Annotated in this window: 14 protein-coding genes; 9 read left to right on the plus strand and 5 right to left on the minus strand. The window is 58.6% G+C overall.

All coding sequences use genetic code 11. The features are described from left to right. Positions 1 to 79: 79 nt before the first annotated feature. Together UR289_RS17845 and dld are read right to left on the minus strand one after the other, a co-directional pair. Positions 80 to 634 carry a GNAT family N-acetyltransferase gene (locus UR289_RS17845; protein ID WP_033146016.1) on the minus strand — a complete coding sequence of 185 codons (555 nt, stop codon included), beginning with the start codon at positions 632 to 634 and terminating at the stop codon, positions 80 to 82. A gap of 112 nt (positions 635 to 746) precedes the next feature. Continuing rightward, a complete protein-coding gene (gene dld / locus UR289_RS17850; protein WP_320711128.1) occupies positions 747 to 2,495 on the minus strand; it encodes a D-lactate dehydrogenase in 1,749 nt (582 codons plus the stop codon). A 189-nt stretch (positions 2,496 to 2,684) separates the two neighbouring features. Between dld and bglX the strand changes: the two genes are divergently transcribed. The 5 genes from bglX (at position 2,685) to UR289_RS17875 (ending at position 8,879) form a co-directional block, all read left to right on the plus strand. Further along, positions 2,685 to 4,982: a beta-glucosidase BglX gene (gene bglX, locus UR289_RS17855; RefSeq protein ID WP_033146014.1), complete on the plus strand. Its 2,298-nt coding sequence runs from the start codon at positions 2,685 to 2,687 to the stop codon at positions 4,980 to 4,982. Between the two features lie 145 nt (positions 4,983 to 5,127). Continuing rightward, positions 5,128 to 6,045: an ABC transporter substrate-binding protein gene (locus tag UR289_RS17860; RefSeq protein ID WP_021241490.1), complete on the plus strand. Its 918-nt coding sequence runs from the start codon at positions 5,128 to 5,130 to the stop codon at positions 6,043 to 6,045. Between the two features lie 12 nt (positions 6,046 to 6,057). After that, on the plus strand, positions 6,058 to 7,215 hold the full coding sequence (locus UR289_RS17865; RefSeq protein ID WP_320711130.1) for an ABC transporter permease: 1,158 nt from the start codon (positions 6,058 to 6,060) through the stop codon (positions 7,213 to 7,215). After that, the gene (locus tag UR289_RS17870) at positions 7,208 to 8,158 is read left to right on the plus strand and encodes an ABC transporter ATP-binding protein (RefSeq protein ID WP_033146012.1); all 951 of its coding nucleotides are present in this window, start codon (positions 7,208 to 7,210) and stop codon (positions 8,156 to 8,158) included. Before UR289_RS17865 ends, UR289_RS17870 begins: the two co-directional genes overlap by 8 nt. After that, the gene (locus UR289_RS17875) at positions 8,142 to 8,879 is read left to right on the plus strand and encodes an ABC transporter permease (protein ID WP_033146011.1); all 738 of its coding nucleotides are present in this window, start codon (positions 8,142 to 8,144) and stop codon (positions 8,877 to 8,879) included. Before UR289_RS17870 ends, UR289_RS17875 begins: the two co-directional genes overlap by 17 nt. Here the strand turns inward: UR289_RS17875 and UR289_RS17880 are convergent. Together UR289_RS17880 and mlrA are read right to left on the minus strand one after the other, a co-directional pair. Beyond that, complete coding sequence (locus UR289_RS17880; protein WP_008500895.1) at positions 8,854 to 8,967, minus strand: protein YohO; 114 nt, start codon at positions 8,965 to 8,967, stop codon at positions 8,854 to 8,856. The two genes, UR289_RS17875 and UR289_RS17880, sit on opposite strands and share 26 nt — an antisense overlap. A gap of 69 nt (positions 8,968 to 9,036) precedes the next feature. Then, entirely contained in the window at positions 9,037 to 9,777 is a 741-nt protein-coding gene (gene mlrA, locus UR289_RS17885; RefSeq protein ID WP_033146010.1) for an HTH-type transcriptional regulator MlrA, read from the minus strand. Between the two features lie 217 nt (positions 9,778 to 9,994). Between mlrA and UR289_RS17890 the strand changes: the two genes are divergently transcribed. The 3 genes from UR289_RS17890 to UR289_RS17900 are packed head-to-tail and all read left to right on the plus strand — an operon-like array spanning position 9,995 to position 12,910. After that, entirely contained in the window at positions 9,995 to 11,680 is a 1,686-nt protein-coding gene (locus UR289_RS17890) for a sensor histidine kinase (RefSeq protein ID WP_320711133.1), read from the plus strand. Beyond that, positions 11,674 to 12,393 carry a two-component system response regulator BtsR gene (gene btsR, locus UR289_RS17895; protein ID WP_023312443.1) on the plus strand — a complete coding sequence of 240 codons (720 nt, stop codon included), beginning with the start codon at positions 11,674 to 11,676 and terminating at the stop codon, positions 12,391 to 12,393. Before UR289_RS17890 ends, btsR begins: the two co-directional genes overlap by 7 nt. A gap of 46 nt (positions 12,394 to 12,439) precedes the next feature. After that, the gene (locus UR289_RS17900; protein WP_023312442.1) at positions 12,440 to 12,910 is read left to right on the plus strand and encodes a DUF1456 family protein; all 471 of its coding nucleotides are present in this window, start codon (positions 12,440 to 12,442) and stop codon (positions 12,908 to 12,910) included. Positions 12,911 to 13,018: 108 nt separating this feature from the next. Here UR289_RS17900 and metG read toward each other — a convergent pair whose 3' ends face one another. After that, complete coding sequence (metG, locus tag UR289_RS17905) at positions 13,019 to 15,052, minus strand: methionine--tRNA ligase (protein WP_064672824.1); 2,034 nt, start codon at positions 15,050 to 15,052, stop codon at positions 13,019 to 13,021. 137 nt (positions 15,053 to 15,189) lie between these two features. Here metG and apbC point away from each other — a divergent pair, with 137 nt between their 5' ends. Next, on the plus strand, positions 15,190 to 16,299 hold the full coding sequence (gene apbC / locus UR289_RS17910) for an iron-sulfur cluster carrier protein ApbC (RefSeq protein WP_033146008.1): 1,110 nt from the start codon (positions 15,190 to 15,192) through the stop codon (positions 16,297 to 16,299). Positions 16,300 to 16,318: the final 19 nt, after the last annotated feature.

A 16,318-nucleotide genomic window follows, 5' to 3' on the forward strand; every position in this document is an offset into this window, starting at 1 on the left:
TGATGTCCTCACCCCGACCCTCTCCCACAGGGAGAGGGATAAAAAGCTAAAAACGGTAACCCAGGTTACCGTTTTGCGTTTATTCCGGCAGCGTCCAGTCCCCATCGTTGAGCGAGCGCTGCATAATCACCGTATCCCGCCAGTCGCCTTTCTTATACCCCACGCTGCGCAACTGACCGACAATCTCGAAGCCGTGCTTTTTATGCAGCCGCAGCGAGCCGGCATTATTGTTGCCATCGCCCACAACGGCAATCATCTGCCGCCACGGGCCTTGCTCGCAGCGGGCGATCAGCGCATCCATTAATGCCGAGCCAAAACCGCGCCCGGTTATGCTGGCATCCACGTAAATCGACTCTTCCAGGGTATAGCGGTAGGCGTGTCGCGGGCGGTAAGGCGTGGCGTAGCAGTAGCCCACCACGATGCCGCGATACAGCGCGATAAGCCACGGTAAACCGCTCTCAGCCACGCTTTTCATACGCTGACGCATTTCGTCGATGGTAGGGGGGACTTCTTCAAATGACGCGCGCCCGTGCAGCACATGCCATGCATAGATGGCGGCGATGGCATGCACATCATCGGGAAGGGCATCGCGCACTTCCAGTTCGGTCTCGGATAAAACATCAACAGCCGACATGATGTGCCTGCTCCTCGTTATAGAAAGCCGGAGAAACGTTCCTCCGGCGTCAGACGGTTACTCTATTACGATTAAGGCGCGCTAAACAATCTCTCAAATTTGGCTATAGGAATTAATCAGACGCTTGCGTTACGCGCTGCTCCGCGTCCGCGCTCTCTTTCCAGTATTTCTTCCGCGTTGTTTTACCAATGCCGGGATTCATGCTGTTTGTAGGGTCATTCTCGCGATAAAACTGCTTAAGTGCGTCAGGGGCTTTATAAAGATGCCCGACGTTATGTTCCGCAGGATATTGTGCGCCGCGTTCACGCAGCAGGGCGAGCATCTGCTCCTTCAGTTCGTGCGCATCGACCCCTTTTTTGACGATGTAATCCTGATGGAAGACATAACACATAAAGTGGCCGTAATAGAGCTTATGCACCAGCTTACTGTCGATTTCCGGCGGGAGGTGCTCAAACCACTCGGTGTCGTTACGTCGCAGGGCGATATCCAGCGCCAGAATGTCTTCCACCTCTTCCGAATGCACCGCCTGATAACGGATGGCGGCGCCCGCGGCGGCAAAACGGTGCAGGAACGCTTTGCTGCCCTCTTCAGGCGTACAGGCAAAGAAATCCCCTTCGGCGGTTTTGAAGAATTCGGTCAGCCAGGACTGCGCTTCGGTAATTCCGTCTCCGGCCATTTTCAGCAGCAGGTGGTGCTCATACTTATCGCGCCAGGTTTTCATTCGCTCCGGTAAGTGCGCCGGGAAAACGTTGCCCAGCTTCTGCATAAAGCGGTCGGTGAAGTGGGGTTTGAACAGCGACACTTTCTCCAGCATCGCGTCGGTGCGTCCCTTCATGGTGAAGAAGAACGGCATTTTGTCGGTGCCGAGCTTGTCGATCATCAGGAACGTATCTTTGCCGTAACGCTCGGCGATGTCGTAAATGTCCCGGTGCATGTACTCGCCCGCCACCGGCAGATGGGTGAATTCGCCCAGAATATGACGACGAATTTCGGTCAGAACCTCGGGCTGATTGGTGCCAATGTAAAACACCTGCTGCTTTTTCTCCGCCGGGAAAGTATCCAGACGCACGGCAAAAACGGCCAGCTTCCCGGCGCAGCCGGAGGATTCAAACAGGCGGTCGGGGTCGGCGTTGTAGCGCGCCGGCGTATCGGCGTCGATATCCCGCACGCGGGTCACGTAGTCGTGATCGTGCGCATGACGACCGTCGTGCTGCACGTCTTCGTCCTTCACGCGATCGTCGTCGAGCTTGCTGAGGATCTGTTCCGGCGTTACGCCGAGATCGATACCCAGATGGTTCACCAGCGTCAGCTTGCCGTTTTCGTCAATACGGGCAAACAGCGACATCTCGGTGTAGGCCGGGCCGCGCTGCACCAGCGAACCGCCGGAGTTGTTGCAGATCCCACCGACCACCGAGGCGCCAATGCAGGAGGAGCCAATCACCGAGTGCGGCTCACGGCCCAGCGGCTTAAGCGCTTTTTCCAGGGAGTAGAGCGTCGTGCCGGGGAACGCGAGCACCTGCTCGCCTTTATCCAGCAGGTGCAGTTTGTCGAGGCGCAGGGTGCTGATAATCACGATGTCGCGATCGTAATCGTTGCCGTTCGGCGTGGAGCCTTCGGTCAGGCCGGTATTGGCGGCCTGCATTAAAATAATCTTGTCGGCGGCGACGCATGCGCTCAGCACGCGCCACAGCTCCAGCAGCGTGCCGGGGAAGACCACCGCCAGCGCCTCGCCCTGACCGGAGCGGAAACCTTTGCGGTAGCGGGCGGTTTTGGCCGGGTCGGTAAGCAGGTGAGAGGAGCCAACCAGGCGCGACAGTTCGTTAATAAAAGTCGTGTTATCGTTTGTTCGAACAGAAGTCATCTTCCACTCCTTGTGGTGGGGCAAATTTCTCGCTGTAAAGCATAGCGCGATTAACTGTTAAGCGGTCGAGTATTCACGAGAAAAATCAGAGAATAACCCTGCAACGTTTCGAGGGTTTGTGGCACACTGCGCTTTTCGCACGGTATGGCCGAGATCGTCCGGCGGTTATTGATGAGAGAGTAAAACGACATGAAATGGCTATGTTCTGTAGGTGTCGCCGTCAGCCTGGCGCTGCAACCTGCGCTGGCAGAGGATTTGTTTGGTAATCACCCGCTCACGCCTGAAGCACGGGACGCGTTTGTCACGGAATTGCTCAAGAAAATGACGGTTGATGAGAAAATCGGCCAGCTGCGTCTTATCAGCGTCGGTCCGGATAACCCGAAAGAGGCCATCCGCGAGATGATCAAAGACGGGCAGGTTGGAGCCATCTTTAATACCGTCACCCGCCAGGATATCCGCAAGATGCAGGATCAGGTGATGGATCTCAGCCGCCTGAAAATTCCGCTGTTCTTTGCCTATGACGTGGTGCACGGTCAGCGTACCGTTTTCCCGATTAGCCTCGGTTTAGCCTCTTCCTTTAACCTCGACGCGGTGAAAACCGTCGGGCGCGTGTCGGCTTATGAAGCGGCGGACGACGGCCTGAACATGACCTGGGCGCCAATGGTGGACGTCTCGCGCGATCCGCGCTGGGGCCGCGGCTCGGAAGGCTTTGGTGAAGATACGTATTTAACCTCCACGATGGGGAAAACCATGGTGGAAGCGATGCAGGGCAAAAGCCCGGCGGATCGCTACTCGGTGATGACCAGCGTCAAACACTTCGCGGCCTATGGCGCGGTTGAAGGCGGGAAAGAGTACAACACCGTCGACATGAGCCCGCAGCGCCTGTTCAACGACTACATGCCGCCGTACAAGGCAGGGCTGGATGCGGGCAGCGGCGCGGTGATGGTGGCGCTGAACTCGCTGAACGGTACGCCTGCGACGTCCGATTCATGGCTGCTGAAAGACGTGCTGCGCGACCAGTGGGGCTTTAAGGGCATCACCGTTTCCGACCACGGCGCGATTAAAGAGCTGATTAAGCACGGTACCGCCTCCGATCCGGAAGACGCGGTGCGCGTGGCGCTCAAGTCGGGCATCAACATGAGCATGAGCGACGAGTACTACAGCAAATACCTGCCGGGGCTGGTGAAGAGCGGCAAGGTCACGATGGCGGAGCTGGACGATGCCGCGCGCCACGTGCTGAACGTGAAATACGACATGGGGCTGTTTAACGATCCGTACAGCCATCTGGGGCCGAAGGATTCTGACCCGGCAGATACCAACGCTGAAAGCCGTCTGCACCGCAAAGAAGCGCGTGACGTGGCGCGCGAAAGCCTGGTGCTGCTGAAAAACCGCCTCGACACGCTGCCGCTGAAAAAATCCGGCACCATTGCCGTGGTGGGCCCGCTGGCCGACAGCAAGCGCGACGTGATGGGCAGCTGGTCTGCCGCAGGCGTGGCCGACCAGTCCGTGACCGTGCTGACCGGGATTAAGAGTGCCGTGGGTGATAACGCGAAAGTGGTGTACGCCAAAGGGGCGAACGTCACTAACGATAAAGACATCGTCACCTTCCTCAACCAGTACGAGGAAGCGGTGAAGGTCGATCCGCGCACGCCGAAGGAGATGATCGACGAGGCGGTGAATACCGCGAAACAGTCTGACGTGGTTGTCGCGGTCGTGGGCGAAGCGCAGGGTATGGCGCACGAGGCCTCCAGCCGTACCGACATCACCATTCCGCAGAGCCAGCGCGATCTGATCGCCGCCCTGAAAGCCACCGGCAAGCCGCTGGTGCTGGTGCTGATGAACGGTCGTCCGCTGGCGCTGGTGAAAGAGGACCAGCAGGCTGACGCCATTCTGGAAACCTGGTTCGCCGGTACCGAAGGCGGTAACGCCATCGCCGACGTGCTGTTTGGTGATTACAACCCGTCGGGCAAGCTGCCGATGTCCTTCCCGCGCTCCGTCGGGCAGATCCCGGTCTACTACAGCCACCTGAACACCGGTCGCCCGTATAACGCCGACAAGCCGAACAAGTACACGTCCCGTTACTTCGACGAAGCTAACGGCCCGCTGTATCCGTTTGGTTACGGTCTGAGCTACACCAGCTTCAAGGTTTCTGACGTGAAAATGTCGGCGCCGACCCTGAAGCGTGACGGCAAAGTTACCGCCAGCGTCGAAGTGACCAACACCGGCAAGCGCGAAGGGGCAACGGTGATCCAGATGTACGTGCAGGATGTCACCGCCTCGATGAGCCGTCCTGTTAAGCAGCTGCGCGGCTTCGAGAAGGTCAATCTGAAGCCTGGCGAAACCCAAACCATCAGCTTCCCGATTGACGTGGAGGCGCTGAAGTTCTGGAACCAGCAGATGAAATACGATGCGGAACCGGGCAAGTTTAACGTCTTTATCGGGGTGGATTCTGCCCGCGTGAATAAAGGCGAGTTCGAGCTGCTGTAACCTTCCCTTCTTTGCATCCCCCGGCTTCCGGGGGATGCGTCTTACGTTATGCTAAAAAGGCATTTTGCCGGGTAAATCCGCTGTTTTAAGCTACGCTTTTCTCTCAAGCCTCTGAAAAAGGCGATAAAAAAATGAGGATAGCGGAATGACGATTGCAAAGGGGATGTTGGGATCTGCGGTGCTGCTGGCGGCGCTAAGCCTGCCGTTACAGGCGGCGGAGCCGGTAAAAGTGGGCTCAAAGATCGATACCGAAGGCGCGCTGCTCGGCAATATTATTTTGCAGGTGCTGGAAAGCCACGGCGTGAAAACCGTCAATAAAGTTCAGCTGGGCACCACGCCCGTCGTGCGCGGGGCGATCACCTCCGGCGAGCTGGATATCTATCCGGAATACACCGGCAACGGGGCATTCTTCTTCAAAGATGAAAACGATCCGGCATGGAAAAACGCCAAAGCCGGGTATGAGAAAGTCAAAAAACTGGATGCAGAACAGAACAAGCTGGTCTGGCTGACGCCGGCCCCGGCCAACAACACCTGGACTATCGCCGTGCGCAAGGACGTGGCGGAGAAAGGTAAGCTGACTACGCTTGCGGATCTCAGCCGCTATCTGAAAGAGAAGGGCGACTTTAAGCTGGCAGCGTCCGCGGAGTTTATCGAGCGTCCTGACGCGCTCCCGGCGTTCGAAAAAGCCTACGACTTCAAGCTTGACCAGGCGCAGCTGCTCTCGCTGGCGGGCGGGGATACGGCGGTAACCATTAAGGCGGCGGCGCAGCAAACTTCCGGCGTTAACGCGGCAATGGCCTACGGCACCGACGGCCCGGTGGCGGCGCTCGGCCTGCAAACCCTGACCGATCCTAAAGGCGTACAGCCGATTTACGCCCCGACCCCGGTCGTGCGTGAGGCGGTGCTGAAAGCCTATCCGGATATTGCAGAATGGCTCAAGCCCGTCTTCGAAAAACTGGATGAAAAAACGCTGCAACAGCTGAATGCCAGCATTGCCGTCGAGGGGCTGGATGCCAAAAAAGTGGCCGCCGACTTCCTGAAACAACAAGGGCTTGTGAAGTAACGGGAAAGGGCTGTGCCAATAAAATGTCATAACCGCGTACTGCTGCTGTTGGCCTGCGTGGCCATCGCGGCAGTCGCGCTGCCGTTTGTGAATGTCGCCCCTAACCGCCTGATGTCAGGGGAGGGGCGCTCTCTCTGGGACATCTGGTCCTTCACGCCGTGGTGGCTGGCGGCGGCGCTGGGCGCGTGGGTTACGCTATCGCTCTGGCAAGGCCGCACGGCGCAGTGGCTGACGCTGCTCCTCGCTGAAGGGCTGTTTATCATCCTGTTCTGGGGGGCCGGGCAGGCGGCGACGCATATGGCGTCAGCGGAAAGTCCGCTGGCGAGAACCACGGTGGGCAGCGGCCTCTGGCTGTGGCTGGCGCTGTGTCTGCTGGCCAGCAGCGACGCCATTCGTCGACTCATCTCCAGCGCCGTCTGGCGCTGGGTGCTCAACGCGCAGATATGGTGCATTCCCTTGTTCCTGCTGTTCAGCGGTGAGCTGAACAATCTCTCGCTGCTGAAAGAGTACGCCAACCGTCAGGAGGTGTTTGATGATGCCCTGGCGCAACACCTGACGATCCTTTTTGGCACGCTGATCCCGGCTCTGCTGGTCGGGATACCGCTCGGCATGTGGTGCTATCGCCATCCTTCACGCCAGGGTGGGGTGTTTGCCGTGCTCAACGTGATCCAGACCATACCTTCCGTCGCGCTGTTTGGCCTGCTGATTGCCCCGCTGGCGGGGCTGGTGAAGTCATTTCCGGTGCTGGGTACGCTCGGCATAGCCGGAACGGGGTTAACGCCCGCGCTTATCGCGCTGGTGCTGTATGCGCTGCTGCCGCTGGTGCGCGGCGTGGTCGCGGGGCTGGGTCAGGTCGCGCCGGATGTGCTTGAAAGCGCCCATGCGATGGGGATGAGCGCGCGGCAGTGTTTCTGGAAAATTCAGCTGCCGCTGGCGCTGCCCCTGCTGCTGCGCAGCCTGCGGGTGGTGGCGGTACAAACCGTCGGCATGGCGGTGATAGCGGCGCTGATTGGTGCGGGCGGCTTTGGCGCGCTGGTGTTTCAGGGGCTGCTCAGCAGTGCCCTCGATCTGGTGTTACTGGGCGTGGTGCCCACGATTGCGCTGGCGGTTGTCGTCGACGCGCTGTTTGCCTTATGGCTCGCGCTGCTCAGGAGAAGAGCCAATGATTGAATTTCATGATGTCAGTAAAACCTTTGCCGGTCGCCCGGCGGCGAGCCACCTGAATCTGAACTTTGCCGAGGGAGCGTTTTCCGTGCTGATTGGCACCTCGGGCTCGGGAAAATCCACCACCCTGAAGATGATCAACCGCCTGGTTGAGCACGACAGCGGGCTGATCCGCTTTGCCGGGGAAGAGATCCGCAGTCTGCCGGTGCTGGAGCTGCGCCGCCGGATGGGCTATGCCATTCAGTCTATCGGCCTGTTTCCGCACTGGACGGTGGCGCAGAACATCGCCACCGTGCTGCAGCTGGAGAAATGGTCGCGGGTGAAAATCGCCGACCGGGTGGATGAACTCATGTCGCTCCTGGGGCTGGAGCCCGCGCTGCGCGATCGCTATCCGCACCAGCTTTCCGGAGGCCAGCAGCAGCGCGTGGGCGTGGCGCGCGCGCTGGCGGCTAACCCGCAGGTACTGCTGATGGATGAACCCTTCGGCGCGCTGGATCCGGTCACGCGCGGGGCGCTGCAGGCGGAGATGACCCGCATTCACCGCATTCTCGGACGCACGATCGTTCTCGTGACGCACGATATTGATGAAGCTCTGCGCCTGGCCGACCATCTGGTGCTGATGGATCATGGCGAAGTGGTGCAGCAGGGCTCGCCGCTTGAGCTATTAACATGGCCTAAGAACGACTTTGTGCGCGAGTTTTTTGGCCGCAGCGAGCTGGGCGTGAGGCTGCTCTCCCTGCGGACGGTCAGCGACTATATGCGTCGGGAGGAGGTACCGGTGAGCGGCGAACCTCTACAGGCGCAGATGAGCCTGCGGGATGCCCTCTCGGCGTTTGTCGCGCGCCAGTGCGAGGTATTGCCCGTCTCGGACTCCCGCGGTACGCCGTGCGGAACCTTACATTTTCGCGATCTGCTGGCCGGGGAGGTGACGCGTGAAGGCACTGCGTGATCCGCTCCTCTGGCTGGTAGCGCTCTTTGTCGCCTTACTGTTTCTGATGCCCCACAGCGCGGCGCTGTTTAACGCTCTTTTCCCGGGGCTGCCGCGGCCGGTTTATCAGCAGGAGAGCTTTATTAATCTCGCTCTGGCGCATCTCTGGCTGGTGGCGCTCTCAAGCGCCATCGCGGTTGTGTTGGGGGTTGGGGCAGGCATCGCGGTCACGCGACCTGCGGGCAAAGAATTTCGTCCGCTGGTGGAGACGATAGCGGCGATTGGCCAGACGTTTCCCCCGGTGGCGGTGCTGGCGATAGCGGTGCCGGTGATGGGTTTTGGTCAGCAACCCGCCATTATTGCGCTGATTTTATACGGCGTATTGCCGGTGCTGCAGGGCACGCTGGCGGGCCTCGCGGCGGTACCGGCGTCGGTGCTGAGCGTGGCAGAAGGGATGGGGATGAGTCGCGGCCAGCGGCTGCGCAAGGTTGAACTGCCGCTTGCGGCGCCGGTTATCATTGCCGGGATCCGCACGTCGGTGATTATTAACATCGGGACGGCGACCATTGCGTCAACGGTCGGTGCCAATACGCTGGGAACGCCGATTATTATCGGCCTGAGCGGGTTTAATACGGCTTATATCGTGCAGGGGGCGGTGCTGGTCGCGCTGGCGGCAATCGTCGTCGATCGCCTTTTTGAGCGGCTGGCGCTGTACCTCAGCCGACACCGCCGCGAACAATAAACGAGTATCCTGCCAGCATCACGCCGCCGATACCGCTCACGGCCATCAGGACAAAAAGGGTAATAATGGCCAGTTTGGTTGCCTTCATCATGTGCTCCTGTTGTTAACGGAACAATTATACGGTGAAGCGCAGCTGTTAATGAACCATTAAATGCCGTTATGGCTCATCCGGGCCAAGGGAATAAACCGGGTAACCATTCTCTCGCCATTCCGTCAGCAGCTGTTGCTGCGTGGCGGACGGCACTTCTCCACACCAGACCAGCAGGGTCTGACCGTCGAAAAACTCGGGCTTAAGCTGCGCCAGCGAGTGCGCCAGGACATCCACGCGCCAGCCCTTCTGGGTCGCAATCCACGCTTCCAGCCACAGGCGGGTGGTATCGTGCACGTTCCAGCCGACCACCAGCGCATCTTTTCCGGCTTTGTTCTTCGCTGAGGCAAGGCAGACGGCAATATAGTTGATCAGCACCCCGTCGAGCATGCTGAGCAGCGCCTGCAGGGTGGACTGCTGGCATTGCAGACGTCGACGGAGCGGAATGAAAAGATGGGAGATCAGCGTCTGTGCCGGATAGTCGCGGCCCTGCTCTTTTATCCATGCGCGCAGGCGCTGAAGATTCCCCGCCTGCAGAAGCCGCAGCAGGGTTTCCTGTTGTTCGCGCCAGAGGTGTTGCGTGTCCGGGTCATCATGGCTCAGCAGGGACTTCACTTTGCCGACCTGCACTCCGTTGTCGATCCAGCTTTTAATTTCGCGGATGCGGTCGATATCGGCCTCATTGAAAAGGCGATGCCCACCGTCGGTCCTCTGCGGTTTAAGCAATCCATACCGTCGCTGCCACGCCCGTAGGGTAACGGGATTGATATCACAAAGGAGTGCCACTTCACCTATCGTGTAAAGCGCCATATTCGCCCCCTGGCTTACGCGTTCCCAGCTTAACTGTAGACCCACTTTGGCGAACCAGGAAGGATTGATTGATTTTTGAACAAACAATGCGAAGCATGCGCGATATTCAGAAAAAGGTGTGATAACGGACACGATTTTGCGCTTTTTTGGGATGCTTCAAAGAAAGTAAACCCGCATCAGTGTATGTTACGCGTTTTTAGCGTGTGCGGTTTTGAGTATGTACGAGTTTAATCTGGTGCTGCTGTTGCTTCAGCAGATGTGCGTGTTTCTTGTCATTGCCTGGCTGATGAGCAAAACGCGCCTGTTTATCCCGCTGATGCAGGTTACCGTACGTCTGCCGCATAAGCTGCTCTGCTACGTTACCTTCTCTATTTTCTGCATTATGGGGACCTATTTTGGCCTCCATATCGAAGACTCTATTGCCAACACGCGCGCTATCGGCGCGGTGATGGGCGGGCTGCTGGGCGGTCCCGTCGTCGGTGGGCTTGTCGGCTTAACCGGGGGGCTGCATCGCTATTCCATGGGCGGGATGACGGCGCTGAGCTGTATGATCTCAACGATCGTGGAAGGGCTGCTCGGCGGGCTGGTGCACAGCTACATGATTAAACGCGGCCGCCCGGATAAAGTCTTTAGCCCGCTTACCGCCGGTGCCATTACCTTTGTGGCCGAAGTGGCGCAGATGGCGATCATTCTGCTCATTGCCCGTCCGTTTGAAGATGCGCTGCACCTGGTCAGCAGCATTGCCGCTCCGATGATGGTCACCAACACCGTGGGTGCGGCGCTGTTTATGCGCATTCTGCTCGACAAGCGCGCCATGTTTGAGAAGTACACCTCGGCGTTTTCCGCCACGGCGCTGAAGGTTGCCGCCTCGACCGAAGGGATCCTGCGCCAGGGGTTTAACGAAGAGAACAGCATGAAGGTCGCGCAGGTGCTCTACAAGGAGCTGGATATCGGCGCGGTGGCCATAACCGACCGCGAGCGGCTGCTGGCCTTTACCGGCACCGGGGACGATCACCATCTGCCGGGTAAACCGATCTCCTCAGACTATACGCTGCGCGCCATTGAAACCGGTGAGGTGGTGTATGCCGACGGTAACGAAGTGCCTTACCGCTGTTCGCTGCATCCGCAGTGCAAGTTGGGCTCCACGCTGGTGATTCCGCTGCGCGGGGAAAATCAGCGGGTGATGGGGACCATCAAGCTGTATGAGGCCAAAAACCGTCTGTTCAGCTCCATCAACCGCACGCTGGGGGAGGGGATAGCCCAGCTGCTGTCCGCGCAAATCCTCGCCGGGCAGTATGAACGGCAGAAAGCCCTGCTGACGCAGTCTGAAATTAAGCTGCTGCATGCCCAGGTCAACCCGCATTTCCTGTTTAATGCCCTCAACACGCTCAAAGCGGTGATCCGCCGCGACAGCGATCAGGCCGCGCAGCTGGTGCAGTTTCTGTCGACCTTTTTCCGTAAGAACCTGAAACGGCCGTCTGAGATCGTGACCCTCGCCGATGAGATTGAGCACGTGAATGCGTATCTCCAGATCGAGCAGGCGCGTTTCCAGTCGCGCCTGCAGGTGTCGCTCTCCGTTCCGGACGAGCTGGCGTATCAGCATCTCCCGGCCTTTACCCTGCAGCCTATTGTCGAAAACGCCATTAAACACGGCACGTCTCAGCTTCTGGGAACGGGGGAGATCACCATTGCCGCCAGCCGTTTCAACCACCATCTGGTGCTGGATATTGAAGATAATGCCGGGCTTTACCAGCCTTCCGCCTCGGGCGGTTTAGGGATGAGCCTGGTGGATAAACGCCTGCGCGCCCATTTTGGCGACGACTGCGGCATTACCGTCGCCTGTGAGCCAGACCGATTTACCCGTATTACCGTACGACTGCCGCTGGAGGAAAACGCATGTTAAGAGTGCTGATTGTGGATGACGAGCCGCTGGCACGAGAAAATCTGCGCGTTCTGCTGCAGGAGCAGCCCGATATTGAGATTGTGGGGGAGTGCGCGAACGCCATTGAGGCCATCGGCGCGGTGCACAAGCTGCGCCCGGACGTGCTGTTCCTCGATATTCAGATGCCCCGCATCAGCGGGCTGGAGATGGTCGGCATGCTCGACCCGGCGCATCGCCCCTATATCGTGTTTCTGACGGCGTTCGACGAATATGCCGTTAAGGCCTTTGAGGAGCACGCGTTTGACTATTTGCTCAAGCCGATTGAAGAGAAGCGTCTGGAAAAAACGCTCACCCGTTTACGCCAGGAGCGAACCGTACAGGACGTCACGCTGCTGCCGGAAAACCAGCAGCCGCTGAAGTTTATCCCCTGCACCGGGCACAGCCGGATTTATCTTCTGCAGATGGATGATGTGGCGTTTGTCAGCAGCCGCCTGAGCGGGGTGTTTGTCACCAGCGCGGAAGGGAACGAAGGGTTTACCGAGCTGACCCTGCGCACGCTGGAGAGCCGCACGCCGCTGATCCGCTGCCACCGCCAGTATCTGGTGAACATGGCGCACCTGAAGGAGATCCGCCTGGAAGATAACGGCCAGGCCGAGCTGGTGCTGCGTGCCGGGCAAACGGTACCCGTCAGCCGTCGCTATCTCAAGAGTTTGAAAGAGGCGATTGGCCTGTAAAACTGGTACACTGCGCGCCATTGCATCATCGACATTCGAAGGCTCTATGCTAAGTAACGACATTCTTCGTAGCCTGCGCTACACCCTGAAAGCAAACAACAACGACATGGTGCGCATTCTTGCGCTGTCGGACATGGAATCCACGTCTGCCGGTTTCGATACCTGGATGACCAAAGAAGACGAAGAGGGCTTCGTTCGCTGCCCTGACATCATTCTGTCGGGTTTCCTGAATGGCCTGATTTACGATAAGCGTGGCAAAGATCCGGCCGCGCCGGAGCTGGCGCTGGAGCGTCGCGTGAACAACAACACGGTACTGAAAAAACTGCGCATCGCGTTCTCGCTGAAAACGGACGATATTGTGGCGATCATGACCGAGCAAAAATACCGCGTATCCGTGCCGGAAGTGACCGCCATGATGCGCGCGCCGGACCACAAAAACTACCGCGAGTGCGGCGACCAGTTCCTACGTAATTTCCTGCGCGGGCTGACCCACCGGGTGCATCACCCGAAAGCGTGATTTAGCCGGGTGGCAGCTTCGCCTTACCCGGCCTACAAAACCCGTAAGCCCGTGCAAGCGTAGCGCCGCCGGGCAAAAAAAAGCCGGAGATTATCTCCGGCTTTTTTGTTATTTCACCTGCTGGCCAGGCTTCGCGCCTTCATCAGGGCTTAACAGGAAGATATCTTTCCCGCCAGGGCCTGCGGCCATCACCATCCCTTCAGAGATGCCGAAGCGCATTTTGCGCGGCGCCAGGTTCGCCACCATTACGGTCTGACGACCGATCAGCACCTGCGGGTCCGGGTAGGCTGAACGGATGCCGGAGAAGACGTTACGCTTCTCGCCGCCCAGATCCAGCGTCAGGCGCAGCAGCTTGTCAGAACCTTCCACGAATTCCGCGTTTTCGATCAGCGCCACGCGCAGGTCGACTTTGGCGAAATCGTCAAAGGTAATGGTCTCCTGAATCGGATCGTCTGCCAGCGGGCCGGTCACCGGTGCCGCAGCCGCTTTAACCTCTTCTTTAGACGCTTCAACCAGGGCTTCAACCTGCTTCATCTCGATGCGGTTGTACAGCGCTTTGAAGGTGTTCACCTTGTGGCCGAGCAGCGGCTGCGCCATGGCATCCCAGGTCAGTTCGGTGTTCAGGAACGCTTCAGCGCGGGATGCCAGCTGCGGCAGAACCGGCTTCAGGTACGTCATCAGCACGCGGAACAGGTTGATGCCCATGGAGCAGATGGCCTGCAGATCGGCATCGCGACCTTCCTGTTTGGCGACAACCCACGGTGCCTGTTCGTCCACATAGCGGTTTGCCAGGTCGGCCAGCGCCATGATTTCGCGCACGGCTTTACCGAACTCACGGGTTTCCCAGGCTTCGCCAATGGTGGCTGCCGCGTCGGTAAAGGTTTTGTACAGGGCAGGGTCAGCCAGTTCAGCCGCCATCACGCCGTCAAAACGCTTGGCGATAAAGCCCGCGTTACGGGAGGCCAGGTTCACCACCTTGTTGACGATGTCCGCGTTCACGCGCTGCACGAAATCTTCCAGGTTCAGGTCGATATCGTCGATGCGGGAAGAGAGCTTCGCGGTGTAGTAGTAGCGCAGGCTGTCCGCGTCGAAGTGGTTCAGCCAGGTGCTGGCCTTAATGAACGTTCCGCGAGACTTGGACATCTTCGCGCCGTTCACCGTCACGTAGCCGTGAACGAACAGGTTGGTTGGCTTGCGGAAGTTGCTGCCTTCCAGCATCGCCGGCCAGAACAGGCTGTGGAAGTAAACGATGTCTTTACCGATGAAGTGATACAGCTCGGCCGTGGAATCTTTCTTCCAGTATTCGTCGAAGCTGACGGTGTCGCCGCGCTTGTCGCACAGGTTCTTGAAGGAGCCCATGTAGCCGATTGGCGCGTCTAGCCAGACGTAGAAGTATTTGCCCGGCGCGTTCGGGATTTCAAAGCCGAAGTACGGCGCATCGCGGGAGATATCCCACTGCTGCAGGCCGGATTCGAACCACTCCTGCATTTTATTCGCCACCTGTTCCTGCAGCGCGCCGCTGCGGGTCCACGCCTGCAGCATTTCGCTGAAGGACGGCAGGTCGAAGAAGAAGTGCTCGGAGTCACGCATGACGGGCGTTGCGCCGGAAACCACGGATTTCGGCTCGATAAGCTCGGTCGGGCTGTAGGTCGCGCCGCACACTTCGCAGTTATCGCCGTACTGGTCCGGGGATTTACATTTCGGGCAGGTGCCTTTGACGAAACGGTCCGGCAGGAACATGCCTTTTTCCGGATCGTACAGCTGAGAGATGGTGCGGTTTTTGATAAAACCGTTCTCTTTCAGACGGGTGTAGATCAGCTCCGACAGCTCGCGGTTTTCGTCGCTGTGCGTGGAGTGATAGTTGTCATAGCTGATGTCAAAGCCAGCAAAATCAGTCTGATGCTCCTGACTCATTTCGGCAATCATCTGCTCCGGGGAGATCCCCAGCTGCTGCGCTTTCAGCATGATCGGCGTGCCGTGAGCATCGTCCGCACAGATGAAGTTAACCTCGTGGCCGCGCATTCGCTGGTAACGGACCCAGACATCAGCCTGGATATGCTCCAGCATGTGGCCGAGGTGGATTGAGCCGTTGGCGTACGGCAGTGCGCACGTTACCAGAATTTTCTTCGCGACTTGAGTCATAGTAGGCATTACTTCTTTTAACTGTGAAAAGGGTTTTCGATATTACCAAAAGGGGCATTATTAAGTAAGCACAAACCACGGCCTTTCAGGTAAACTTGTTCATCTAAGGTCTTATTCACAAGAACAAAGGAGTCGGGATGAGTTCTCAATCCCAGGCCAAATCACCGGAAGCCTTACGAGCAATGGTCGCCGGGACGCTGGCTAACTTTCAGCATCCAACCCTGAAGCACAATCTCACTACGCTGAAAGCGTTACACCACGTTGCCTGGCTGGACGATACCCTGCATATTGAGCTGCAGATGCCGTTCGTCTGGACCAGCGCCTTTGACGCGCTGAAAGAGCAGACCAGCTCTGAGCTGCTGCGTATTACCGGTGCGAAGGCGATCGACTGGAAGCTGAGCCACAGCATCGCCACGCTGAAGCGCGTGAAAAACCAGCCTGGCGTGAACGGCGTGAAAAATATCATTGCCGTCAGCTCGGGCAAGGGCGGGGTAGGGAAATCTTCTACCGCCGTTAACCTGGCGCTCGCGCTGGCAGCGGAAGGGGCAAAGGTCGGCATTCTGGATGCGGATATCTACGGTCCGTCTATTCCGAACATGCTGGGCGCGGAAAACCAGCGCCCCACCTCGCCGGACGGGACCCACATGGCGCCAATTATGGCGCACGGTCTGGCGACCAACTCCATCGGTTACCTGGTGACTGACGATAACGCCATGGTCTGGCGCGGCCCGATGGCCAGCAAGGCGCTGCTGCAGATGCTGCAGGAGACGATGTGGCCTGATCTGGATTATCTGGTGCTGGACATGCCGCCGGGCACCGGTGACATTCAGCTGACGCTGGCGCAGAACATTCCGGTCACGGGGGCGGTCGTCGTGACTACGCCGCAGGATATCGCGCTGATCGACGCCAAAAAAGGCATCGTGATGTTCGAGAAGGTGGAAGTGCCGGTGCTCGGTATCGTCGAGAACATGAGCGTGCACATCTGCAGCAACTGCGGTCACCACGAACCTATCTTCGGTACGGGTGGTGCAGAAAAACTGGCCGCGAAGTATCACACCCAGCTGCTGGGGCAGATGCCGCTGCACATTACCCTGCGTGAAGATCTGGACAGCGGAAAGCCCACGGTTGTCAGCCGTCCGGACAGCGAATTTGCGGAAATGTATCGCCAGCTGGCGGGACGCGTTGCGGCGCAGCTCTACTGGCAGGGCGAAATCATCCCGGGGGAAATCGCGTTCCGCGCGGTGTAATTCCTCAGCTCCTAATTGC

The organism is Enterobacter sp. 302C9, from assembly GCF_034106085.1.
Lineage (GTDB): Bacteria > Pseudomonadota > Gammaproteobacteria > Enterobacterales > Enterobacteriaceae > Enterobacter > Enterobacter asburiae_B.

Bases quoted from the DNA above. Each gene is read 5' to 3' on its own strand.
- bglX (WP_033146014.1), top strand. From the start codon at position 2,685: ATGAAATGGCTATGTTCTGTAGGTGTCGCCGTCAGCCTGGCGCTGCAA.
- mlrA (WP_033146010.1), bottom strand. From the start codon at position 9,777: ATGGCGCTTTACACGATAGGTGAAGTGGCACTCCTTTGTGATATCAAT.
- metG (WP_064672824.1), bottom strand. From the start codon at position 15,052: ATGACTCAAGTCGCGAAGAAAATTCTGGTAACGTGCGCACTGCCGTAC.
- apbC (WP_033146008.1), top strand. From the start codon at position 15,190: ATGAGTTCTCAATCCCAGGCCAAATCACCGGAAGCCTTACGAGCAATG.
- UR289_RS17900 (WP_023312442.1), top strand. From the start codon at position 12,440: ATGCTAAGTAACGACATTCTTCGTAGCCTGCGCTACACCCTGAAAGCA.
- UR289_RS17860 (WP_021241490.1), top strand. From the start codon at position 5,128: ATGACGATTGCAAAGGGGATGTTGGGATCTGCGGTGCTGCTGGCGGCG.
- UR289_RS17890 (WP_320711133.1), top strand. From the start codon at position 9,995: ATGTACGAGTTTAATCTGGTGCTGCTGTTGCTTCAGCAGATGTGCGTG.
- dld (WP_320711128.1), bottom strand. From the start codon at position 2,495: ATGACTTCTGTTCGAACAAACGATAACACGACTTTTATTAACGAACTG.
- UR289_RS17870 (WP_033146012.1), top strand. From the start codon at position 7,208: ATGATTGAATTTCATGATGTCAGTAAAACCTTTGCCGGTCGCCCGGCG.
- UR289_RS17845 (WP_033146016.1), bottom strand. From the start codon at position 634: ATGTCGGCTGTTGATGTTTTATCCGAGACCGAACTGGAAGTGCGCGAT.
- UR289_RS17880 (WP_008500895.1), bottom strand. From the start codon at position 8,967: ATGAAGGCAACCAAACTGGCCATTATTACCCTTTTTGTCCTGATGGCC.
- btsR (WP_023312443.1), top strand. From the start codon at position 11,674: ATGTTAAGAGTGCTGATTGTGGATGACGAGCCGCTGGCACGAGAAAAT.